The 21,312-nt window shown below is 52.0% G+C and carries 21 protein-coding genes; all 21 read right to left on the bottom strand.

The window, feature by feature from the left end; genetic code table 11:
* Positions 1 to 7: 7 nt before the first annotated feature.
* Complete coding sequence (locus ACTNDI_RS01940; RefSeq protein ID WP_441099074.1) at positions 8 to 580, bottom strand: electron transport complex protein RnfA; 573 nt, start codon at positions 578 to 580, stop codon at positions 8 to 10.
* On the bottom strand, positions 577 to 1,416 hold the full coding sequence (gene rsxE / locus ACTNDI_RS01945; RefSeq protein WP_441099075.1) for an electron transport complex subunit RsxE: 840 nt from the start codon (positions 1,414 to 1,416) through the stop codon (positions 577 to 579). The genes ACTNDI_RS01940 and rsxE overlap by 4 nt, the downstream gene beginning before the upstream one ends.
* Positions 1,413 to 2,057, bottom strand: a complete 645-nt coding sequence (locus ACTNDI_RS01950; RefSeq protein WP_441099076.1) for an FMN-binding protein — start codon at positions 2,055 to 2,057, stop codon at positions 1,413 to 1,415. Before ACTNDI_RS01950 ends, rsxE begins: the two co-directional genes overlap by 4 nt.
* Positions 2,054 to 3,061, bottom strand: a complete 1,008-nt coding sequence (locus tag ACTNDI_RS01955) for an RnfABCDGE type electron transport complex subunit D (RefSeq protein ID WP_441099077.1) — start codon at positions 3,059 to 3,061, stop codon at positions 2,054 to 2,056. Before ACTNDI_RS01955 ends, ACTNDI_RS01950 begins: the two co-directional genes overlap by 4 nt.
* A 15-nt stretch (positions 3,062 to 3,076) precedes the next feature.
* A complete protein-coding gene (gene rsxC, locus ACTNDI_RS01960) occupies positions 3,077 to 4,399 on the bottom strand; it encodes an electron transport complex subunit RsxC (protein WP_441099078.1) in 1,323 nt (440 codons plus the stop codon).
* A 308-nt stretch (positions 4,400 to 4,707) separates the two neighbouring features.
* On the bottom strand, positions 4,708 to 5,361 hold the full coding sequence (locus tag ACTNDI_RS01965) for a V-type ATP synthase subunit D (RefSeq protein ID WP_441099079.1): 654 nt from the start codon (positions 5,359 to 5,361) through the stop codon (positions 4,708 to 4,710).
* A gap of 186 nt (positions 5,362 to 5,547) precedes the next feature.
* Positions 5,548 to 6,942 carry a V-type ATP synthase subunit B gene (locus tag ACTNDI_RS01970; protein WP_441099080.1) on the bottom strand — a complete coding sequence of 465 codons (1,395 nt, stop codon included), beginning with the start codon at positions 6,940 to 6,942 and terminating at the stop codon, positions 5,548 to 5,550.
* A 5-nt stretch (positions 6,943 to 6,947) separates the two neighbouring features.
* Positions 6,948 to 8,714: a V-type ATP synthase subunit A gene (locus tag ACTNDI_RS01975; protein ID WP_441099081.1), complete on the bottom strand. Its 1,767-nt coding sequence runs from the start codon at positions 8,712 to 8,714 to the stop codon at positions 6,948 to 6,950.
* Between the two features lie 99 nt (positions 8,715 to 8,813).
* A complete protein-coding gene (locus ACTNDI_RS01980; protein WP_441099082.1) occupies positions 8,814 to 9,137 on the bottom strand; it encodes a V-type ATP synthase subunit F in 324 nt (107 codons plus the stop codon).
* Entirely contained in the window at positions 9,130 to 10,104 is a 975-nt protein-coding gene (locus ACTNDI_RS01985; RefSeq protein WP_441099083.1) for a V-type ATPase subunit, read from the bottom strand. The genes ACTNDI_RS01980 and ACTNDI_RS01985 overlap by 8 nt, the downstream gene beginning before the upstream one ends.
* Positions 10,097 to 10,708 (bottom strand): V-type ATP synthase subunit E, encoded by a 612-nt coding sequence (locus ACTNDI_RS01990; protein WP_441099084.1) that lies wholly within the window; start codon positions 10,706 to 10,708, stop codon positions 10,097 to 10,099. The genes ACTNDI_RS01985 and ACTNDI_RS01990 overlap by 8 nt, the downstream gene beginning before the upstream one ends.
* A gap of 153 nt (positions 10,709 to 10,861) precedes the next feature.
* On the bottom strand, positions 10,862 to 11,326 hold the full coding sequence (locus ACTNDI_RS01995; RefSeq protein ID WP_441099085.1) for a V-type ATP synthase subunit K: 465 nt from the start codon (positions 11,324 to 11,326) through the stop codon (positions 10,862 to 10,864).
* A 2-nt stretch (positions 11,327 to 11,328) separates the two neighbouring features.
* Entirely contained in the window at positions 11,329 to 13,350 is a 2,022-nt protein-coding gene (locus ACTNDI_RS02000; protein WP_441099086.1) for a V-type ATP synthase subunit I, read from the bottom strand.
* 17 nt (positions 13,351 to 13,367) lie between these two features.
* Positions 13,368 to 13,682 carry a hypothetical protein gene (locus ACTNDI_RS02005; RefSeq protein WP_441099087.1) on the bottom strand — a complete coding sequence of 105 codons (315 nt, stop codon included), beginning with the start codon at positions 13,680 to 13,682 and terminating at the stop codon, positions 13,368 to 13,370.
* 1,379 nt (positions 13,683 to 15,061) lie between these two features.
* Positions 15,062 to 16,093 carry an aldo/keto reductase gene (locus ACTNDI_RS02010; protein ID WP_441099088.1) on the bottom strand — a complete coding sequence of 344 codons (1,032 nt, stop codon included), beginning with the start codon at positions 16,091 to 16,093 and terminating at the stop codon, positions 15,062 to 15,064.
* 48 nt (positions 16,094 to 16,141) lie between these two features.
* Positions 16,142 to 17,017 (bottom strand): LysR family transcriptional regulator, encoded by an 876-nt coding sequence (locus ACTNDI_RS02015; protein WP_441099089.1) that lies wholly within the window; start codon positions 17,015 to 17,017, stop codon positions 16,142 to 16,144.
* Positions 17,018 to 17,238: 221 nt separating this feature from the next.
* Positions 17,239 to 18,186 carry a thiamine pyrophosphate-dependent enzyme gene (locus ACTNDI_RS02020; RefSeq protein WP_441099090.1) on the bottom strand — a complete coding sequence of 316 codons (948 nt, stop codon included), beginning with the start codon at positions 18,184 to 18,186 and terminating at the stop codon, positions 17,239 to 17,241.
* A 50-nt stretch (positions 18,187 to 18,236) separates the two neighbouring features.
* Positions 18,237 to 19,445 (bottom strand): transketolase C-terminal domain-containing protein, encoded by a 1,209-nt coding sequence (locus tag ACTNDI_RS02025; protein ID WP_441099091.1) that lies wholly within the window; start codon positions 19,443 to 19,445, stop codon positions 18,237 to 18,239.
* Complete coding sequence (locus tag ACTNDI_RS02030; RefSeq protein ID WP_441099092.1) at positions 19,442 to 19,750, bottom strand: 4Fe-4S binding protein; 309 nt, start codon at positions 19,748 to 19,750, stop codon at positions 19,442 to 19,444. The genes ACTNDI_RS02025 and ACTNDI_RS02030 overlap by 4 nt, the downstream gene beginning before the upstream one ends.
* A 233-nt stretch (positions 19,751 to 19,983) precedes the next feature.
* Positions 19,984 to 20,559 carry a 2-oxoacid:acceptor oxidoreductase family protein gene (locus ACTNDI_RS02035; RefSeq protein WP_441099093.1) on the bottom strand — a complete coding sequence of 192 codons (576 nt, stop codon included), beginning with the start codon at positions 20,557 to 20,559 and terminating at the stop codon, positions 19,984 to 19,986.
* Between the two features lie 409 nt (positions 20,560 to 20,968).
* Positions 20,969 to 21,307 (bottom strand): hypothetical protein, encoded by a 339-nt coding sequence (locus tag ACTNDI_RS02040; protein ID WP_441099094.1) that lies wholly within the window; start codon positions 21,305 to 21,307, stop codon positions 20,969 to 20,971.
* Positions 21,308 to 21,312 lie beyond the last annotated feature (5 nt).

Genomic DNA, 21,312 nt, shown 5'->3' on the forward strand with positions numbered 1-21,312 from the left:
TTACGCTTTACTTCAGTGCTGAGAATCCGAAGAATGCGATCGACATCAGAGCGGCAGTGATCATTACGATCGGGAATCCACGGAAGGATCCGGGAACATCGTTGTTTACCATCTTATCACGGATGTTTGCGAGAATAATGATTGCAATCGTGTAGCCGATCGCTGTGGCAAAGCCGTAAACGGTACCTGTGAGGATGCTGTAATCCTTCTGCACATTGATCAGCGCGACTCCCAGTACCGCACAGTTTGTGGTGATCAGCGGAAGATAAATTCCGAGTGCGTCATAGAGTGTCTTTGCGAATTTTTTCAGGAACATCTCTACGAACTGAACCAGGGCAGCAACAATCAGGATAAATACAATGGTCTTCAGATATTCCAGTCCGAAGGGAACAAGTAAAAAGTGGTACAGGATTCCGCAGACAAGACTGGAAAGAGTCAGTACGAAGGTCAGCGCCATTCCCATGCCTGCCGCGGTATCAGGCTTCTTGGACACGCCAAGGAACGAACAGATGCCGAGGAACTGGCTGAGAACGACGTTATTGATCAGGCAGGCATTTACAGCCAGCAGAAGTAATGTCATGACTTAGTCGCCTCCTTTTTCTCAGATGAGGGAGCTGCCGTCTGTGCGGCAGACTTTTCGCTGGCAGATGCCGCAATTGCTTCGGCGACGGTTCCTTTGCTGCGCGCGATGGTCTGTGCGGGTGTTTCGGAACAGGACTCGGGCTTTTCGTCACAGATTCCGAGCTTCATGCAGCTCAGACAGTCGCCGCAGATTTTCTCAGTGGGATCCCAGTCCTTTTTCGGACGGCGGCCTGCGCCGATCTTCAGCTTGTTCATCACGGCGACAAGGAAGGCGTAAACCAGAAATGCGCCGGGAGCGAGGACGAAGATATTTACCGGAACGTATCCGGAAGGCATAACCTGCATGCCGAACCAGGTGCCGGCACCGATGATCTCACGGATCGAGGCAATACAGAAAATTGCAACGGTGAAACCGATTCCCATTCCGAGACCGTCGAAGAAGGACGGGATCATTGGCTCCTTGCCGGCATACGCTTCGGCACGGCCCATGATAATGCAGTTCACGACGATCAGAGGGATATAGATGCCCAGTGATGCGTAAAGCGCAGGTGTGAACCCCTCCATCAGGAAGTCGACCATGGTTACAAAGGAAGCTATTACGACGATATACGCCGGCATCCGCATCCGCTCGGGAATGATCTTGCGGAGCGCAGAAATAATCAGGTTTGACAGCGCCAGAATCACGGTGGTAGAAAGTCCCATGCCGATCGCGTTCATTGCGGAAGTCGTCGTCGCAAGGGTCGGGCAGGTTCCGAGAACCAGAACAAATACCGGATTTTCGACGAACAGTCCGTTCCAGAGCCGTTCTGCCGGAGAGTTTTTCTTCAATTTCATGATGCACTGCCTCCCTCCAGATATTCCACTGCAGCCAGAGCACCGTTGACGGCCTTGGTTACAGCGTTTGTCGTTACTGTGCAGCCGCTGATCGCATCGATCTGGTTGTCCGCACTTTTTCCGGTCTTGGTATATTCAATCTCCGTGTTGTCGCCAAGGCTCAGATTGTTGAACTGATTTTTGAACTCGTCGTTTTTCGCTTTCATGCCCATGCCGGCGGTCTCTGAGATGGAGAGGAAGGAGATTCCGTTTATGGTAAGGCTTCCGGATTCATCTGTTGTGATGCCTACCATCAGCTCAATCGCGCCGCCGTAGCCCTCATTATTGGTCGCGTCTACAACATATCCGAGCTTGTTTCCGTTCTGATCATCGGCCTCGCTGATGTCGCTGACCGAGGTCTTGTCCAGTCCGGCCTTGTCGAGATATGACTGGAAATCGCTCTGGTCAAAATCCGATATGGTCTTGAAGCTGTCCGCGTTTTCAAAAACTTCTTTCTGGGAAGCGGCTTTCTCGGATGCCTCCTGGGCAGCAATCGGTCCCGCAGTCACTCCGTGTACAGCGCCGAGGAGAAGACCTGCTGCCACGGTGATCACAGTAATGATGATTGTGTCATGAACGACAGATGTCTGTTTCTTGCTCATGCCTTTCCTGCCTCCTTCTGTTTCTTGTCTTTCTGGATGCCGAAGGCTCTCGGACGTGTATAACGCTCAATGAGCGGAACAATGCAGTTCGCGAGGATGATCGCGTAGGAAACACCTTCGGAGCTGTTGCCGATCATGCGATAGAGCCAGGTCATGACACCAAGGAACACCGCGTAAATTGCCTGGCCTTTCGGCGTGATCGGTGATGTGACATAATCCGTCGCCATAAACCATGCGCCAAGCATAATGCCTCCGGCGCAGAGCTCTTCCGCAGTGAATTCAAGCGGATTGCTGTAGCCTCTGGCTGCCGCTGTAATCAGCACCAGAACCGCAAAGCTGCCCAGATAGATGACCGGAATCTTCCAGTCAATGATCTGCATCACCAGAAGGAAAATTCCTCCGGCGAGAAGGGCAATTGCGGAGGTCTCACCGATAACACCCTGAACATTTCCCAGGAAAAGTGCGCTGAGATCAAAATGAGCGCCGGTCTTGAGGTACGCAAGCGGGGTTGCTCCGGAGAGCGCGTCCGTGGTGGAAGCCACCTTTGTCACCAGCGAGGTGATTCCGTGGCCGGCTGCATAGTTCGTCATTTCACTGGAGAAGGAAATGAGAAGAAAGCATCTGGCTCCGAGTGCGGGATTCATGAAGTTCTGTCCAAGTCCTCCGAAAACCTGCTTTACAACAATAATCGCGAATACTGATCCGATGACCGGGATCCACCACGGAATCTGCGGCGGCATATTCATACCGATCAGAAGCCCGGTGACGACTGCGGAGAGATCTCCGGTGGTGACAGGTTTCTTCAGGATCCGTTCGTAGCAGTACTCGGCAGCGACCGAGGACGCCACGGAAAGGCACAGAATCAACAGGGTATACGGCCCGAAATTCAGGACTCCCACGATGCTGGCGGGGAGCAGTGCAATGATCACGAAAAGCATGATCTTCCGTGTAGAAATACTGTCTCTTACATGAGGTGAGACAGAAACCTGATATTTTTCATTCATTCTCCTGAACCTCCCTCATTTTTTCTTCCTTTTATTGGCAAGTACCGTCTGGCGCATCATATTGATCTCCGCGGCAAGCGGGCGCTTTGCCGGGCAGGAATAGCTGCAGGAACCGCAGTTCACACATTCCAGTCCGTAGTATTCTTCAAAGGATTTTGCGTCATTATGCTCCGCAAAGTCTGCCAGCCTGCAGGGAAGCAGTCTTGCGGGACAGCCCTTTACACAGCGGCCGCAGTTGATACAGGCGGAAGGCGTCGAACGCGAAACCTCATCCTGCAGGAAAGCGGTAATCGCGCCTGAGGTCTTCGTAACCGGGATGTTCAGGTCGTAGAGAGCGAATCCCATCATGGGACCGCCGGAAATTACCTTTTCGGGCGTGGACTTGAAACCGCCCTCCGCCTCAATGATTTCCGCGTAATTCATGCCGACAGGAACGCGGAAATTCCTCGGATTCACAGGCGCATCGCCAGAGACGGTGAAGACGCGGTCGATGACAGGCCTTCCGTATTTTACCGCCTCATACACGGCAATGACGGTATCGATGTTATCGACGACACATCCGGCGTCTGCCGGGAGCATTCTGGAATTGACATAGCGGCCGGTAATCGCGTTGATCAGGCATCGCTCCGCTCCCTCCGGATATTTTGTCTTCATGACGGCAACGCTGATCCGGTTTTTGCCCGCTGCTGCCTTTCGCATGACCTCTATTGCCTTCGGCTTGTTGTCCTCAATGCAGATGACTCCCTTGCATTCCGGCTTGAACAGCTTCAGAATGATCTCCAGGCCTCCGACAATTTTCTCCGGGAACTCGAGCATGCATCTGTAATCCGAGGTCAGGTAAGGCTCACATTCCGAACCGTTCACGAGGATATGATCCACGACGGACGGATCCTTCGGAGAGAGCTTAACGGCTGTCGGGAAGCCTGCGCCGCCCATCCCGACGACTCCTCCCTCCCGGATTCTGTTCAGGATTTCTTCCCTGGACAAAGCTTCCGGGTCAGCCTCCTCAAAGCTGACGCTTTCGTACAGATCATCATTTTCGATGACGATAGCATCGACATAACCGCCGGTGGCATTCTTCCTCTTTTCGATTCTGCTTACCGTACCGGATACGGATGCATGAATCGGCGCAGAGACGAAGCCGCCCGCCTCGGCGATTTTCTGCCCGACAAGAACCCGGTCTCCCTTTGCAACGATCGGTTTCGCCGGAGCACCAATGTGCTGTGACAGCAGATAGACTAATTCTTTTCCGGGTTTTATGGCTTCAACCGGTTTCTCCGCTGACAATTCCTTGCCTTCATACGGATGAACGCCACCCTTAAAGGTAAATAATCCCATCTACCCATCCTCCTTCCTTTGCTTACAAATAACATAGATATTATAATACACCGTTTCGAAAAGTGACATTCAATTTCCTGCTAAATCGATATATGTTTCAAAAAAAATGCATAGCGGAAGCCTGTTATATTAAAATTTTCCGGGATCAAACGAGATAAAACACGCTGCGCGAGTTTTATCTCGCTATTGCGACGCTCGCCGCACACGAATACTTCGCATTCGGCTGCGGCTCACTGTTCGCGTAAAAAAGACAGGCTCCCTTGTCGCCGGGCGGCCTGTCTGAAATATCGTCAAAATCTTTTGCTTTCTTATTTCTCGTAATGATGTGCTTCCTCAAGCATTATATCCTTAACCTTCATCAGGCGGACCTGCGTGCTCCTCTCGTTCTCGTCGAGTTTCATCGTAATGTACCGGATCCCCTCTCTGGTTTCCGGGATAATCACATGCTCCAGAGCGTTCACTCTCCGCCGTGTCTTTTCGATCTCCGATGCCATCAGCTGACAGGATTTTTCAACCTCCGCAAGGCGCAGCATGTCCGGCAGTATATCAGATAGCGACTGCACGGCTCCATCCAGGTCACTGGAGGTATAAGCAAATCCGTAGGAGAAGATGTCGTTCTGATCGGCGGTGCGTGTACGGGCACTGAAAACCGGAAGGTTCACACTCATGACATTTCTGGTGGTTTCTTCGAGAAAAACCTCCTGACGCGGAACCAGCATGGCTGTACGGAGTGTCTGTTCGGACATACCGGCCTTCGCCAGAACAAATTCGGCATTTGCGTTTCGGATGCCTTTTTCCACCTTTATGCGAAGATCCATATCCTCGCGGACCAGGTCAAGAAACTGACGCATCAGTTCATCCCGTTTATCCTTCAGGAGACGGTGTCCCTTCGTTGCAGTCACCAGCTTCTTCTTCAGGCGGGTCAGCTCCATTCTTGTTGGATTTACATGTGCTCCGGACAATCCGCATCCTCCTCTCAGATTAATATTCGAACGGCGGCGGGCCAGAAACTGTTTCTGACAACGATCGATTCGACGCTCCAGACAACCGTTTCTATCCGGACAGCGGCGGGGCAGAAACCGCTGCCTGCAAGCTGCGGGTACCCGTCAGGCTTCGCGCACGGATTCCCTGCAGCCGGGCAGTTTTCGTCAGGCAAGGTTTTCAGAACCCGTTTCACCCTTGTAATATTCGTCAAGCACAGCATCGGGAATCCGCTTCAGCTCGGATCTCGGGAGCAGGCGAAGCAGCTTCCAGCCAATTTCAAGTGTTTCCTCGATGCTGCGGTTTGTGGTGTATCCCTGGGATACATATTGCTTTTCAAACGCATCCGCAAATTGTGCGTAGAGCAGATCAATATCCGTGAGCGCTGCGGCTCCGAGAATGGTCATCAGCTCTTTGGCGTCCTTACCGCGCGCATAAGCGGCGAACAGCTGGTTCATGGTGGCAGCGTGATCCCCTCGGGTCTTTCCCTCTCCGATTCCCTTGTCCTTCAGACGGGACAGGGACGGTAGAACGTCAACGGGAGGTTTGATGCCTTTCCGGTACAGCTCCCTGGACAGGATGATCTGCCCCTCTGTGATATATCCCGTAAGGTCGGGGATGGGATGTGTCTTGTCATCCTCGGGCATTGTCAGGATCGGAATCAGGGTGATGGATCCGCTCTTCCCTCTCTGGCGTCCGGCGCGCTCGTAAAGTTGGGCGAGGTCGGTGTACATATAACCGGGATACCCGCGGCGTCCCGGGACCTCCTTTCTTGCCGCAGATACCTCACGCAGTGCATCCGCGTAGTTTGTGATATCGGTCATGATCACGAGGACATGCATGTCTTTTTCAAAGGCAAGGTATTCCGCAGCAGTCAGAGCCATTCGTGGTGTGGAAATCCGCTCTACTGCAGGATCGTTCGCAAGGTTGATGAAAAGGACGGTCCGGTCAATGGCGCCGGTTTCCCGGAAGGATTCCTCGAAAAAATGCGCCTCCTCGAAGGTGATTCCCATTGCGGCGAAAACAACGGCGAATGGCTCGCCGGTTCCGCGGACCTTTGCCTGTCTGGCAATCTGTGCGGCAAGCTGCGAATGCGGAAGACCTGAGGCGGAAAAAATAGGGAGCTTCTGTCCCCTGACCAGCGTGTTCAGCCCGTCGATGGCAGATACGCCGGTCTGTATGAATTCTGACGGATAGGCACGGGCTGCCGGATTCATGGGAAGCCCGTTGATATCCATCCGCCTGTCGGGCAGAATCTCAGGACCGTCATCGATGGTGCGGCCCATCCCGTCAAATACTCTTCCCAGCATATCTTCAGAGACACCGAGTTCCATTGATCTTCCGAGGAATCGCACCTTGCTGTTCGAGAGATTGATTCCGGTTGAATTCTCAAAGAGCTGTACCAGTACATTCGGGCCGTCCACCTCCAGAACACGGCATCTCCGCGTTTCTCCGTCCGCAAGGATGATTTCGCCCATTTCGTTGTATTTTACGCCTTCGACACCCTTTACCAGCATCAGAGGACCGGCAACTTCCTGAATTGTGCGATATTCTACTGCCATTCCGATCACTCCTCCTTTGCTGCCGCTTCCGCGGTTTCGGAAGCAAGTTCCGCAAGTGTGTCTTCGTACGCGCGGCCGATGGCCTTCTCGTCGATGTATTTGTAACGGCCGATCTGTTCCCGGACAGGCATACGGACAAGGTCATTGATATCCGCGCCCTCCTTCAGGGCTCTGACGCTGTAGGCATAGTAGGCATATACCAGTTTCATCATGTAGTACTGTTTTTTCAGAGAGGTATAAGTATCTGTCTCATCAAAGGAATTCTGATGCAGGAAGTCCTCACGGATAGATCTGGCCGCCTCCATTTTCAGGCGGTCTTCCGGAGAGAGCGCATCCATGCCCACCATTTTTACAATCTCATTCAGAGATGCCTCATCCTGAAGCAGGCTCATCAGGTTCTGCCGGATATCCATCCAGTCCGGTTCTACCTTGCGATCGAACCATTTTCCCATGGTTTCGAGGTAGAGACTGTAACTCGTCAGCCAGTTGATGGCCGGAAAATGGCGCTGGTATGCGAGATCCGCGTCCAGTGCCCAGAACACCTTGACAATCCGCAGCGTGGCCTGTGACACCGGCTCGGAAATATCGCCGCCTGGCGGAGAAACGGCGCCGATTGCGGAAAGCGCGCCCTCTCTTCCGTCCTTTCCGAGTGCGATGACATGGCCCGCGCGCTCATAGAACTGTGCCAGACGAGAACCGAGGTAAGCGGGGTAGCCCTCCTCACCGGGCATTTCCTCGAGTCGGCCGGACATTTCACGGAGCGCCTCTGCCCATCTGGATGTGGAATCCGCCATCAGGGCAACGGAATATCCCATGTCCCGGAAGTATTCAGCGATGGTAATACCGGTATAGATCGACGCCTCACGCGCCGCCACCGGCATATCCGATGTATTTGCGATAAGTATCGTGCGCTGCATCAGGGATTTGCCCGTCCGGGGGTCTGTAAGCTCCGGAAATTCATTCAGAACATCGGTCATTTCATTTCCGCGCTCGCCGCAGCCGATATAGACAACGATATCCGCGTCAGCCCATTTGGCCAGCTGATGCTGAATTACTGTTTTGCCGGAGCCGAAAGGACCCGGAACTGCAGCGACTCCGCCCTTCGCGATTGGAAAGAAAGCATCGATGACGCGCTGACCCGTAATCAGCGGCATCTCCGGCGGCAGTTTCCTGGCATAGGGGCGTTCTCTTCGCACCGGCCATTTCTGCATCAGTGTGAGGTTTACATCGCCGGAGACTGTCTCTACTGTGGCGACCGCGTCGTCGATGCGGAAGGATCCGGACCGGATATCCCGTATTCTGCCGCTGATTCCATTGGGAACCATGATCCGGTGCGTGACGACCGTGGTTTCCTGAACGGTGCCGATGATGTCGCCTGCGGAAACCTCGTCCCCCGCCCTGACGGATGCGGCAAATTCCCATGTCCTTTCATGATCGAGCGCGGGGACTTCTACTCCTCTGGAAAGCAGATTGCTCCCGGTGATCTCCATGATCTTGTTCAGGGGGCGCTGAATTCCGTCGTAGATGGAACCGATCAGTCCGGGACCCAGTTCCACAGACAGCGGCTCTCCGGTAGATTCCACCGGTTCGCCCGGACCAAGGCCCTGTGTCTCCTCATAAACCTGTATGGAAGCCCTGTCGCCGTGCATCTCGATAATTTCACCGATCAGTCTTTCTCTGCTTACACGCACGACATCATACATATTCGCATCACGCATGCCTTCGGCGATCACAAGAGGGCCGGCAACTTTTCTGATTGTACCTGTGCTCATTCGATATGCTCTCCTTCTGTTTCCTGTTTCATCGGTCCTGCGGGACGTGCGCGGACCATGGGCATGCGGTCCGCTGAATCATCATACCGGGTAAAGACTTCAGCCGGAAAACAATATGTCGCTTCCAACCGCCTGTTCCACGGATTTCTTCACTGAGGATACGCCTTCGCCGGTATTTCCCCGGATCCCCGGTATCAGGATGATTGCGGGGAACAGTCTGTCCCGGTATCTGCTGATTTCGCCGGCGAGGACGCCGGCCAGCTCTTCTGTGATATAAATGACGCCGAAACCATTCTCCGCGAGATTTTTCAGAATTTTTGACCCTTCTGCGGCATTGTTGTTCCGAATCGGAAATGTGGACAGCCCGATGGCCGCAAAGCCGTAGATGCTGTCATAATCGCCCATGACTGCTACTTTAACCATACATCTTCCTTATCCGTTTACGTATATTCTCTACGGAAAAGCCATTGGCCTTCGCCGTCAGAAGAATCCGCACCATTCGTATTTCATTTTCTCTGGCCAGATAATAGGCGATCAGAGGTCCGGCTGACACACTGTTTCTCTTTTGTGGAAGAATAGCTTCAATAATACGGTTGTCGCACCAGCATTCAAAGGCGGAAGGGGAATCCTTCAGCGCCTCACAAGCTTCCGCGAATCCATGACTGTTGAGATAATCGTTGAGGGAAGCTTCTCCCGAGACAGCCGCTGCTGCCAGAATATCGATATTCAGAGTGCTGCACGGGGAGAGCGCCTCCTTCAGAAATTCCAGATCCTTACCGGTTCTCTGTGCGCGCACAGCTATTTTGATGTCTGTGACAGCTACTGAAGATTCTTCGTAATCCTTCAGAAGCCGGTTTTTGGACCGGCGTCCGGCTCTCCCGCAGGCATCCAGACATCCCCGATCGATGATCAGATCGCATTTCTGACCATTCTGGGTGCGGATCATCGTCTCCAGCGCCCGCTGTGCCGGCTTTCGCATATGCTCCGGGAGCGCACCGTAATCTTTTTCTCTGAGAATTCTGCGGATTTCCTCTTTTCCAAAACCCTCGATGTCATAATACAGATGATCCGGGTGATCCGTTGTGCAGAGCTCCCGGATTCCGGCCTTCAGATTGTGATACAGCCGTGGGTAGGAAAGCACCCGGAAAATACCGGGATCCGCCTTGAGCTCCTTCATCAGATCCGCAGTTTTCTTCTCTTCTGCTTCCAGTATCTGTACACCGTCATCCTCTGGGGGTGAACCGTCACCCCATCCCCGGTCAGACAGGAACTGCAGGATCTCCCTGCAGTCCTTCATTTCGGACATTCTCCGGATATCCTCGTCCGAGAGCAGAAGCTTCTCTTTCACCCGGATTCTGGCAACCGCGTATATGTAGTCCAGGTCACTCATATCGTTTCTCCTGTCGGAACAGCATCTCATGAACCGCATCCTGAAGCAGATCCATCTTCTCCTCAAAGAGCGCTTTCAGAGTACAGTTCTCGTCAATTCCTCCGTATCGAAGCAGAAATCCGTTTTCGATATCCGCCGGATTCCTGGAAATCTGAAGCGATCCACCGGCGTCCCCTGCGATCCGGTCAAGCCGGTCTTCAAAGCCGGAGGGAAGTCTGTGCAGATCTCTCTGTCCAAACAGGATCTCTCCGTTTTCCGCCCGGATATATCTGCGTACAAGGTCCTCAATCATCCTGAAATACTGGCTGTCGTCTCTGTCTGCCAGTTCATGGCAGGCTTTCTGTATGGTCTTATGGATGATTGCCTGCTTTTCCGAGAGAAGTGCCTCCCGCGTTTCTCGCGCAGCCCGGGAGGCAATCGATGCCGCATAGGTCTCCGCGTCGCGTTCTGCCTTCTGTCTGGTCCGGACAAGCAGGTCTGTGCGTTCATTCTCTGCCCTCTTCAATATTTCTTCCGCGTCGTCCTGTGCCTTTCGGAGAATGGCGGAAGCCTTCTCCCCGGCCTCCTGAAGGATACTCCCGGTAATCTTTTCTAATCCTTCCATATCTGTCTCCCTGTCATTCCTGTTTTCTGTTTATCCGCCAACATGTTTCCGGCTGTGGGCAGCGGATCTGTTCGGGGGTTCCTGCCTGTCCACATGTGTACGGCGGTTTTGCTGTCTATCCGCTGACGTATTTTTGGCAGACGCGGATGTTCATCAGATTCCGCTCACTGAAAGGATGGAAATCAGAAGCGCCAGGATAGCGTAAGTCTCAACCATCGCGGGGAACAGCATGGCTTTTCCGAACTGATCAGGCTTCTTGGCGATAAGTCCGATTGAGGCCACAGAGGTTCTTCCCTGATGATAGGCGGAGATCAACCCTACGAGGGCAATCGGCAGGCAGGCGAACAGATAAAGCATGCCGGTCGCGGTATCTGTTACAGGGTTTCCACCGAGAATTCCGATGCTGGAGAGTGTGATAAAGGCTACCAGCAGTCCGTAGATACCCTGTGTGCCCGGGAGAAGCTGAAGCAGAAGAACCTTCGCGAACTGCTCCGGATCCTCCGACACAACTCCCGCGGCAGCCTGACCGGCAATTCCGACTCCCCAGGCAGATCCGATGCCCGGCAGTGCTGTCGCCAGTGCAGCGCCCATGAGTGCAAAAACCATTCCCATATTCATAGTTACTTTTCCTCCTTGATCTGGATGTATTTCGTCATTGTCTGGAAAGGAGCGAAGGGTCTGCCCCCTGCCTCATAGAACTTGCCGAAGAATTCTACATACTGAAGCCGGTTTGTATGAACATATGCCCCAAGTGCGTTGATCGCGATATTCAGGGTATGCCCCAGCAGAAATACCACGATGAAAATGATTACTTTCGCGGGCCCTGAACCGAACATGGAGCCCATCATATTGATAACATTCGCGATGACGCCTGTCGCCAGCCCGAGAGCCAGCAGCCTGGAATAAGACAGAACATCGGACAGCCAGCCGGTTACTCCGTAGAGATCATAGGCGCCGAGCGCGATACGGATCGCCCAGTTCTTTCTGGAACGTCCCGACATCAGAAGGATCATCAGAGCACCCGCTGCCGCACAAACCCTTGCCGAAACGGACACTCCGTCAGAAAACACAAAGGTCATTCCCGAGATGGAATGGAACAGATCTGTCGGCAGGAGCATCAGGATCAATCCCGTCAGAAACAGGTACCAGGACACCACATCAGAGAAAAAACCAGTGATGTCGCGATCCCTCAGCATCTCAAAACCCTTGATGCCGAGACCGGTGTACAGGTGTATGATACCGAAGAAAAGGCACCAGATCAGAAGCCGCATCGGATTGTTGAGCGGGGCAAACCACAGAGGCTTAAGAACAACGGTATCCGCCGGAACTCCCATCCATGTATGAGCAACGACATCAATCACGTCCCCAAAGAATCCGCCGTACATGAACCCCCAGAAGGCTGTGGATATTCCGCAGAAGAAAAAAAGCTTCAGAAAGCGCTTTAGCCCGTGGTCCAGATTTCTGTGTTTCAAAAGAAGGATACTGCAGATGAGTGCCATGACGATCCCGTACCCGGCGTCTGAGAGCATCATCCCGAAGAAAAACACATAAAACACGGACATGACTGCCGTCGGATCCACCTTGCCATGCTGCGGCAGGCCGTAAGATTCCAGAACTCCCTCTGCCGATTCGGCAAAACGGTTATTTTTCAGAAGTGTCGGCTCGATTTCGTCCTCCCGCTTCTCTTCGGTCTCCACAAAGGCGCCATACTTCCCGGACAGAAACTGCCCGATACGTTCAGCCTGGGCAGCAGGAACCCATCCTTCCAGAAAGAACACGTTTCTGCTCATGGGAATCTGACCGAGAAGCCGGTACTTCTCCGCGCGGGTGCGGTAATAATCCGCCATGATCCGGAAGTTTTCCCTCTCACCAGCATAGGAAGCGATCCGATCCTTCAGATTTTCAATCTGCTGCTTCTGCTCACGAATTTCGTTCTCGCATCCGGCAATCACCTCTGCCGGGATTCCGGTCACCGGAAGCGACGGACGGACAAAACCTGCTGACCGGAGGCTTTCCTCCACAGAGCGCTCCTCATCGGCCAGACAAAGCACCCAGATGCAGGTCATTCCATTTTCGGAGGACAAAATCTCACAGAAGACCGCGGCTGGTTCCGAAAGGCTGCCGGAAGCGGTCGCGAGAACCTTTTCCGTGCTCCAGATTCCCGGAAGCGTCCCGATCAGAACGGATGTTTTCCTGGTTCCGGTCATGCTCATCGGTATGTCGAGATTCCTCCACGGGGTAAGGCTTTCTTTCAGATTTTCGTCCTTCTGTATGACAACGCCGCATTCCTGGATTTTTCTCTCCGCTGACAGAAGGTCTGCGACCTCGACATTGAATTGATGACGGTTCCGGATGGCTTCCTGGTAGACGGATCGTTCCAAAGACTCCTTTCCTGAAAAAAGTCCGCCGGTCTTTCCTCCGGGGTACTGTTTCAGGAGGGTGAGTGCATCCTCAAAGCAGGCAGCGCGCTTCTCATATTTGGATCTGGCTGCCTGTGTGTCTTTCTCCGACAAATCGGAGGTTTCGCCCAGATCCTCAAGACGCATCTCCATGATCCCCATCGACTGCAATGTCTCAAGAATGGCCTTTCTGTTGCGGTTCAATGCGCAGATGCCAAGCTTCTGCATTTTTACAATTGCCATTCAGATTCCACCTTTATTTATCCGCCAAGTACAAGGCGTATCACGTTCTCTATTGCCGCTGGTTCCTGTTCCGCTGCCTTCTGCCTGAGCCTTGTGCATTCCTGCCCGGCTGCTGCAGAGGCTTCCCTCAGCAGCTGCTCTCCGGCTTCCTTCGCAGCTTCCATCGCCTCTGAATAATCTGCGGCGGCTTCCTGCTCCGCATCTTTCCGGATCCGGTCCGCATCCATGCCTGCCTGTTTTACGATGGATGCGGCGCGGTTCTTTGCTTCAATGATCCGGGCGTCAGCCTCCGCTTCCGCGTCTTTCACAGTCTGAATCGCATCGGACAGCATACTGTCACCACCTCTTTTCTGCAAAAATAAAAAAATCACCGGCATTACGGTCACGAATATAGGTCAAGAATATAGGTGCGTTGTCAGTGATATACGTTTGAGATGTAATCCGGCTTCTCTCCGCCGGCCTGTGCAATTGGCTGGTATTCCACTTATGAAACGCAACGTTCTGCATATCGAAGAAGCGACAAATCGCGACGGATTGCGTGTCATAAAAGATCTGTGTGGATTCATCCGTTGTCTGAAACTGATGATAACAATATTATAGACATCTGTTCCGTGTTTTTCAATCATTTGTGTATAAAATTCGCAGGATTACGATAAAATATCTTTTGACCCGGATTATTCGCAAACCACATGGCAGAGGGATATATTACGCATACATTTGCATAAAATCAGAAAATCCGGATTATGAATAATAGCGAAAGTCATCTGTGGATCCGGCTTACTGTTCGCAGGATCTGAAAATGAGATGGAAATATTGATTTGGATCGAGAAGAGAGAATAAGGACGGAGAGAAAAAAGAAGAAAGGTCAACTACACACAGCATGACATGATCGCAGAGAGCTCCCGCGTTCAGCAGACGAAAGGTTTGTATTTCAGGAAGAGAGGACAAGGAAGAGGAAAAAAATATGAAAGAGGACAAAAAAATGGGCTGTTCCGCTTTCTCGTCACGAAACAGCCCTTTTAATGAATTTCTAGAAGTTTCACTTTATAACCTCCTTTTCTATATGCTGTTATTTCATCAAGATTCCTTCCTGTCTCCTGAATTTGAAAGGCCTTTCACCCAGGGGTTCCAGATCTTATTCCTGAGATCCCGCCGTTGTTTCCGAATTCTGTATTCAGTGCTGACTTTTGAATTCTCTCTTCCTTTGAATCACTCATCTTCTGTCTTCAGAAGCATTTCGCGTTCCTGGAATCGTCATCTCTGCAACCTGCTGCGCAGGTTCACCATAAGCATCTGCTCTCTCGAATTCATTCTCTTCCGAGAACCATCCGCTGATAGTTCCGGGAAGGTTTCTCTTCTGTGGAGCTTCTGCACTATCTTCTGTCAGGAACTCTTCAAAGGGAAGGAAAAAGGAAACTTCCGGTTCGGAAAGATATCTTGTTGTTGCTTATATAATACTGATATATCTTTGTTTTGTCAAGCGTTATTTGATAATAATTTGTAGATGTAATTATATTCAGAATATTGTGCAAGACAACGAGAAAAAATACGCTGTGCGAGTTTTATCTCACTATCGCAACGCTCGCCGCACGCGAATACTTCGCATTTGGCTGCGGCTCACTGTTCGCGTAAATAAAATACCGGTACAATCTTTGCGGAAGGATAAACACCTTCGCCGTATTGTACCGGTAAAAGGAAATTCTTTTTCAGGTTAGAAAGGCCTGTGGTTTTCATCGTAATTGATGCCGCAGATCTGGTCTATCCGGATCAGCTCTTCATCGCTGAAATCGGTGTGCCCGATAATTTTTACATTCTCCGCAATCTGCTCCGGTCTTGAGGCACCGATCAGAACTGAGCAGACATGGTCATCCTTGAGGATCCACGCAAGCGCCATCTCGGCAAGCGTCTGTCCTCTCTCGCCGGCGAGCTTATCGAGTGCCCTGATCTGACGCAGCCTGTTCTCGGTGAGGTCGGAGGCATGGAGAAATCTTCCGTCCTTCGCGATCCGGCTGTCATCCGGAATCCCGTTGATGTACCGGTTCGAGAGCAGCCCCTGCGCGAGAGGGCTGAAGGCGATGATGCCCATTCCGTTTTCATAGCAGAAATCCTTCACGCCGTCTTCTTCGATGGTACGGTCAAAAATGGAATAACGCCGCTGATTAACAATCAGCGGAAGATGAATCTCTGCTGCAATCTCAATCGCGCGTTCGGTGTGCTCTCTGTCGTAATTTGAGATTCCGGCATAGAGCGCCTTGCCACTTCTGACGATCTGATTCAGCGCGTCCATTGTCTCTTCCAGAGGCGTTTCGGGATCCATTCTGTGATGATAAAAAATGTCAACATATTCCAGTCCCAGACGCTTCAGGCTCTGATCAATGCTGGCAGTAAGATATTTTTTGCTTCCCCAGTTTCCATACGGGCCTTCCCACATATCATAGCCCGCTTTAGTTGTAATGACGAGTTCATCCCGGTACGGCATGAAATCCTCGCGCAGGATTCTTCCCGCATTTGCCTCGGCGCTTCCGTACACAGGGCCGTAATTATTTGCGAGATCAAACTGGGTGATGCCAAGATCGAAGGCGGTCCGGCACATTGCCTTCATGTTGTCGTAATTGCCGTTGCTGCCGAAGTTGTGCCAGAAGCCGAGAGAAACCGCGGGGAATTTCAGCCCGCTGGCTCCGACGTGGTTGTAAGTCATACCGGAGTATCTTCCTGGATCTGCAATATAAACGTCCTTTTCCATTCCTGTCTTCTTACCCCTTTCCTTTTGGGTGATGCGTAAAATCTGCGCTCAGATATTCCGGCAGGTATCCAGAATGTACTGATACAGGGTCCGTACAGCTGGAGCCATTAACGCAGGATTCAGACACGCCAGGCCGATCTCCCGGTATGCGTCCGGATCCATGCGATATCGTCTGACATTATAGGGAATGTCGTTCATGACGAGTTCAGGCATGATACAGATTCCGAATCCCTTTGCGACCATGATGACCGTAGAAAGGTCATCCAGTACGTGATAGCGAATCTGCGTGGAAAAATTATTCTGCCGCAGATAATTCTGTATATCAGCGTCGGTGGACTCTCTCTGCGCCACGAAATGGTGGTGGCTCATCTCCTCAATTCCGATGGTATCTCCCTCGGACTTCTTCTCAAAGTCGGCGGAGACAATGCAGAGGAGCGGATCTTTGTAAAAAATCTCAATCGGAATATCTCCTGCGCTCGATGCCGAGAGAAAGCCGAAATCAACGATTCCGTTCTTGATCCAGTAGCGGACATCATCGTAGGTCCCCTCAAAGACCTCGATCCGGATTGCGGGATACTGCGCTTCAAAAGAATGGATGATATCCGGGATCCAGTTGGTGCAAGCACTTGAGAAACAGCCGATCTTCACCGTTCCGGTCTTCAGGCCCTTATACTCCGCCACGACCTGCTGCAGACGCTCATCACTGTTCAATACCGAATTCACGTAGGGAAGAATGTGTTCTCCGTAATTGGTCAGGGTGACTCCCGATTTGTTGCGGGTAAGAACCGCAAAACCAAGCTCCTTCTCCATCGCGGAGATCGAATGGCTGATAGCGGACGGCGTGAGGCCGAGTACATCAGCTGCCTTGTGGAAGCTTCCCATCTCTGCAACAGTCTTGAATACCTGGTATGTAAGTAGTGTCATCGATTTCCTTTCTTTATACGGATTTCTGTTCCTTGATACGAATCTCCGCGCGGAGGATCTCTGAAAAGTCCTGCCGGCCATATCTATTGACTATATCTATTGAAATGATAGCACAATAACATAAATAGGGTAACATATTTATGTGCGATATGGAAGCCCCTCTGCCGCGTCCGTTTTTGCCGTTCATTTTCCGAATGCGGGAGTATTCAGAAGGCAGGAGCTCAGTATCGCGAACATCTGTACTGGAGGTCCTCCCATCGCTTGTCCACTTCATTTTGAAAGACCTGGATCAGGTGTTCATTCTCCGGCTTGAACAGGTGACGGAATCTCCCCTGCGGTCTCAGAAAGTCCTCGATCGGAAGCTTGTGCTTTGGCACATAAGAAAGCTTCCAGACGCCGTGGTCTACCTCGAAGAGTGGCCAGTAGCAGGTCTCGACCGCAAGACGGCAGATCTCCATGACATCCTCTGTCGGATATCTCCATCCGCGGGGACAGGGGGTCATAACATTCAGGAAAGACGGACCTTCCGTATAGATCCCCTTTTCCGCCTTTCTGTGCAGATCCTTGAAGTCTCTGGTCAGGGTGGTCTGTGCGGCATAGGGGACATAGTGTTCGGCAATGATGGCGGTAAGGTCTTTGCGGTACTGAACCTTTCCGGCTGATTTTGTTCCGGCCGGAGTGGTGGTGGTATCCGCAAACATCGGCGTCGCGGAGGAACGCTGGATGCCGGTGTTCATGTAGGCTCCGTTATCATAGCAGACGTAGAGCATGTCGTGTCCTCTCTCCATCGCGCCCGACAGGGACTGGAATCCGATGTCGTAGGTGCCGCCGTCACCCCCGAAGGTGATAAATTTGAAGCAATCCTTCTCCCCGAGACGATGCTTTCTTTTTAAAACTTTATAGGCGGTCTCAACGCCGGACAGCGTTGCTCCGGCGTTCTCAAAGGCGTTGTGGATGTAGCTGTCCTCCCAGGAAGTGTATGGATACATAAAGGAGGAAACCTCAAGACAACCGGTGGCATTTCCGATCACAGCATGATCTTCCGGCTTCAGTGCGCGGAGAACGGCGCGGACGGCGATGGTTGCCCCGCAGCCGGCACACATTCTGTGGCCCGGCGCAAGCCTCTCCGGCCTGGCGAGCATCGTTTTTAAACTATAGTCATTACTCATTTCTGATTATCTCCTGTTTATGAGGGTATATTCGGGTTCTGATATCGTGTTCATCCGCGCAGATTCACATATTTGTGCTGCTGCACAGGTGTGCCTTCCTCCACAGCAGCCCGGAGCTCGGCAAATACTTCTTTTACATGATCTGTGGTAAAATCTCTTCCTCCAAGACCGTAGATATAATTGACCGCCTCAATGAATACCCGGTTTCGGTACAATCCCGCCGTCACCTCACTGCCGAGAGGCCCGCCGTTTCCGTTATAGCTTTCGCAGCGGTCCATGATTGCGACCGCCTTACAGTTCCGAAGTGCCTCCGCGATTTCCGCTTCAGGGAAAGGGCGGAAGACACGTAGTTTCAGTACGCCTGCCTTCCATCCCTCTTCGCGGAGCTCGTCAACCGCCTCCTTTGCCGTCCCGGCAGCGGAACCCATGATCAGCATGATGTAGTCTGCGTCTTCCGTCCGGTATTCCTCAAAAAATCCGTACGTTCTTCCGGACATCTGTTCAAACTTCTCCGCGACCTCCAGGATGACCTGGCGCGCATTTTCCATGGCGGTCTCCTGATTTTTCTTTGCCTCCATCTCATAGTTTGAGATCGAATAAGGACCGACGGAAACCGGCTTTCCGGGATTCAGCATGAACTCCTCCGGCTCGTAGGTGCCGGCAAATTTCTTAACGCTCTCATCCTCCAGAAGACAGATGTTCTGCACGGCATGGCTTGTGATGAAGCCATCCTGGCAGATCATCACGGGCAGGTGAACTCTCGGATCTTCCGCAATCGGATATGCCTGAATATAGTTGTCGTAAACCTCCTGGTTGTCTTCCGCGTAGATCTGAATCCAGCCGGTATCTCTCGCACCCATGCCGTCGGAATGATCGCAGTTGATGTTGATCGGACCGGAAAGCGTGCGGTTCACCAGGGTCAGAACGATGGGCAGCCGGTTGGATGCCGCGAGCAGCAGCTCCTCCCACATGAGAGCCAGTCCAGCGGAGGATGTCGCTGTCATGGTCCGCGCTCCCGCTGCCTCAGAGCCAATAGCGGCAGACATTGCGGAATGCTCGCTCTCGACCGGAATAAAATCGGTGTCCATCTGACCATTCGCGATGTAGGTTGAGACCATCTGCGGTATTTCCGTGGACGGTGTTATGGGAAATGCCGGCATGACATCCGGCTCAACCTGCCGGATCGCATAGGAAACCGCTTCATTTCCGGACATCCTCTCTTTGATTTCTCTGCTTCTGATGATTTCCAGATTACTCATGGTTCAATGCCCTCCTTCATGACAATTGCGTCAAAAGGACAAACCTTTGCGCAGATGCCGCATCCCTTGCAGTGCATATAGTCAAAATCCAATCGTCTGCCGTCCTGAAAGGGGATAGCTCCGTCCGGGCAGACCGGACAGCACAGAAGACACTGTCTGCATTTTTCCTTCATATAAACAGGGGTATTTGTCCTCCATTCTCCGGTGTTGAACTGTCTGGAGGTTCCGCCCGCAAAAATCTGCATGCCTTCCGTAAGACCGCCGCAGGGCGTCTGTTCGTTGATTTGTGATATATCGGTACGCATAAAAAATCCTCTCTGGACATTCGCTTCACGCGAAGTCCGTATATTCTCTGATCTTTTCAGTAACTTCCATCCGCTCAGATACAAGTGCAAATCCGCGCACAATGCATGTCCGCATACAGCTGCGTATCGGCTATCAATGTGTATCCGAACATAACCGAATGACCGTACACAACCTAAATGTCCTCACGCGCTGCAGGCGGATACAACTGCACGCCGGCACACTGACCGGCGGTTCAATCACCGACCGCTCTGAAGGCATCCTCCAATGCCCGCATGTTTCCATCGATGACCTCCGGCTTTTTCGCAAATTTGTGCTGAAAGGATTCCCGCATGTTGGCGACAAAGGAATCCTTATCCATGACCCGGCTGACCGCAACTGCTGCTGCAAGCATCGGCGTATTCGGGAAATTCTTTCCGAGTGCTTTTTCTGAAATCTCTCTTGCGTCGACAGTGACCACTCTGCCCTGATATCCGCGAAGCAGCGGCCGGATCTCATCCGGGGTTTTCGGCGTATTTACAATGATGGCGCCGTCTTCCTTCAGACCGTCAGTCACATGAACAGCGTGAAGAAGAGTCTCGTCTACGACAACCACATAGTCCGGATCATAAATATTAGAATGCACCCGGATCGGCATCCGGCTGATGCGGTTAAACGCGGTGATCGGCGCGCCCATCCGCTCCGGACCATATTCCGGAAAGCCCTGCACATACGCGCCGGTCTTAAAGCAGACATCTGCCAGAAGCAGCGCTGCGGTTTTGGCGCCCTGGCCACCCCGGCCATGCCATCTGATTTCAACTGTGTTCTTCATTGCAAAATCCTCTCTGAATTTCTGCGGCTTCATACCGTATGCGGCAATGTTTCTTGCATAATCATTTTTATTCTGTTTGATATTGTTCATCTTTATGTTGATTTACACTCAACTTTTACTATTATACAGAAAACACCGGAATTGTAAACAATTTTTGTTTATGTATCTTCACAAGAATGATGAAACTATTTCATCATTCTTCCAACGAGATAAATTACGATGCGCGAGTTTTATCTCGCTATCGCGACGCTCGCCGCACACGAATACTTCGCATTCGGCTGCGGATCACTGTTTGCGTAAAAAAATGAGCGGTCCCGGAGGCCTCAGCGCAGAGGTGATTCGCGCAAAGGTCCCGGGACCGCATCAGACCATATTTAATTTTACACCTCGGAATGAAGCTGTAACCGTCTCAACGTTCAAAGGCAAAATAGACAATCACTGCCTCTGCGTCTCTGTGAATCCAGACGCTCGTGTCCTCGCCGCTGTCGCTCTCGAGGTTTCCCGGATAACAGCCGTACTCGTGACCGGCTTTTTCGTCCTTTCCTCTGTCGGGAGCTTCCCCGAAGTCGCCCTTCTGGAACCGTGTCACATAATGGATGATTGTCTGAAATTCACTGCCGACGAAATAGATTTCACGGATACCTGCGGACAGATAGATGGTCTCTCCGTTGATCGTTCCGTAATACGCGGTTCCGTATCCCTTTTTCTTCCCACTGATGTATTTCTTCAAGTCGCTCAATTTCTCCATAGACG

This window comes from Bilifractor sp. HCP3S3_D3 (assembly GCF_052063915.1).
GTDB lineage: Bacteria > Bacillota > Clostridia > Lachnospirales > Lachnospiraceae > Bilifractor.

Excerpts from the sequence above, each read along its gene's own strand:
- ACTNDI_RS01940 (WP_441099074.1), bottom strand. The coding sequence starts at position 580 with ATGACATTACTTCTGCTGGCTGTAAATGCCTGCCTGATCAATAACGTC.
- rsxE (WP_441099075.1), bottom strand. The coding sequence starts at position 1,416 with ATGAAATTGAAGAAAAACTCTCCGGCAGAACGGCTCTGGAACGGACTG.
- ACTNDI_RS01950 (WP_441099076.1), bottom strand. The coding sequence starts at position 2,057 with ATGAGCAAGAAACAGACATCTGTCGTTCATGACACAATCATCATTACT.
- ACTNDI_RS01955 (WP_441099077.1), bottom strand. The coding sequence starts at position 3,061 with ATGAATGAAAAATATCAGGTTTCTGTCTCACCTCATGTAAGAGACAGT.
- rsxC (WP_441099078.1), bottom strand. The coding sequence starts at position 4,399 with ATGGGATTATTTACCTTTAAGGGTGGCGTTCATCCGTATGAAGGCAAG.
- ACTNDI_RS01970 (WP_441099080.1), bottom strand. The coding sequence starts at position 6,942 with ATGGCAGTAGAATATCGCACAATTCAGGAAGTTGCCGGTCCTCTGATG.
- ACTNDI_RS01975 (WP_441099081.1), bottom strand. The coding sequence starts at position 8,714 with ATGAGCACAGGTACAATCAGAAAAGTTGCCGGCCCTCTTGTGATCGCC.
- ACTNDI_RS01980 (WP_441099082.1), bottom strand. The coding sequence starts at position 9,137 with ATGGTTAAAGTAGCAGTCATGGGCGATTATGACAGCATCTACGGCTTT.
- ACTNDI_RS01985 (WP_441099083.1), bottom strand. The coding sequence starts at position 10,104 with ATGAGTGACCTGGACTACATATACGCGGTTGCCAGAATCCGGGTGAAA.
- ACTNDI_RS01990 (WP_441099084.1), bottom strand. The coding sequence starts at position 10,708 with ATGGAAGGATTAGAAAAGATTACCGGGAGTATCCTTCAGGAGGCCGGG.
- ACTNDI_RS01995 (WP_441099085.1), bottom strand. The coding sequence starts at position 11,326 with ATGAATATGGGAATGGTTTTTGCACTCATGGGCGCTGCACTGGCGACA.
- ACTNDI_RS02000 (WP_441099086.1), bottom strand. The coding sequence starts at position 13,350 with ATGGCAATTGTAAAAATGCAGAAGCTTGGCATCTGCGCATTGAACCGC.
- ACTNDI_RS02005 (WP_441099087.1), bottom strand. The coding sequence starts at position 13,682 with ATGCTGTCCGATGCGATTCAGACTGTGAAAGACGCGGAAGCGGAGGCT.
- ACTNDI_RS02010 (WP_441099088.1), bottom strand. The coding sequence starts at position 16,093 with ATGGAAAAGGACGTTTATATTGCAGATCCAGGAAGATACTCCGGTATG.
- ACTNDI_RS02015 (WP_441099089.1), bottom strand. The coding sequence starts at position 17,017 with ATGACACTACTTACATACCAGGTATTCAAGACTGTTGCAGAGATGGGA.
- ACTNDI_RS02020 (WP_441099090.1), bottom strand. The coding sequence starts at position 18,186 with ATGAGTAATGACTATAGTTTAAAAACGATGCTCGCCAGGCCGGAGAGG.
- ACTNDI_RS02025 (WP_441099091.1), bottom strand. The coding sequence starts at position 19,445 with ATGAGTAATCTGGAAATCATCAGAAGCAGAGAAATCAAAGAGAGGATG.
- ACTNDI_RS02030 (WP_441099092.1), bottom strand. The coding sequence starts at position 19,750 with ATGCGTACCGATATATCACAAATCAACGAACAGACGCCCTGCGGCGGT.
- ACTNDI_RS02035 (WP_441099093.1), bottom strand. The coding sequence starts at position 20,559 with ATGAAGAACACAGTTGAAATCAGATGGCATGGCCGGGGTGGCCAGGGC.
- ACTNDI_RS02040 (WP_441099094.1), bottom strand. The coding sequence starts at position 21,307 with ATGGAGAAATTGAGCGACTTGAAGAAATACATCAGTGGGAAGAAAAAG.